At 53.6% G+C, this 504-nt stretch carries 2 tRNA genes; both read right to left on the bottom strand.

The annotated features are described in order from the left end of the window. Nucleotides 1-165: 165 nt before the first annotated feature. A tRNA-Ala gene (locus tag ACODR1_RS24790) sits at nucleotides 166-241 on the bottom strand. A gap of 67 nt (nucleotides 242-308) precedes the next feature. Continuing rightward, nucleotides 309-385, bottom strand: a tRNA-Ile gene (locus ACODR1_RS24795). Nucleotides 386-504 lie beyond the last annotated feature (119 nt).

A 504-nucleotide genomic window follows, 5' to 3' on the forward strand; every position in this document is an offset into this window, starting at 1 on the left:
GCTCGCATGCGCTTTACAATTTGTCAGACAATGATGTCTTCTTAAGTCCAACCTAAACGGCTGAACCCTACCTTCACGATGTCATTTCGCAGATGGCTCGGAAGCCAGCTGCAAACTTGATATCCTCGATCGCGATACTCTCGATCACCCGAATGGTGAGAGAGATGGTGGAGCCAGACGGATTCGAACCGACGACATCCTGCTTGCAAAGCAGGCGCTCTACCAACTGAGCTATGGCCCCTCACACTTGGTGTGAGTTGCTTTGCCCAGGAGAACTGGTCGGTTGCGTTCCGTATGCTTGGAAAGAGTGGTAGGCCCGATAAGACTTGAACTTATGACCTCACGCTTATCAAGCGTGCGCTCTAACCAACTGAGCTACGGGCCCATAGGCCGCTCAGATCAGGTCCTTAGGACCCGCTCCAGGGCTCGCGATCGTGCCTTGAACCTGATCGGCTCAAGACAAGTGGAAAGAGAAACGGAGACGGCGGCGATCCGCTCATTTGT

This window comes from Caulobacter sp. FG7 (assembly GCF_057808875.1).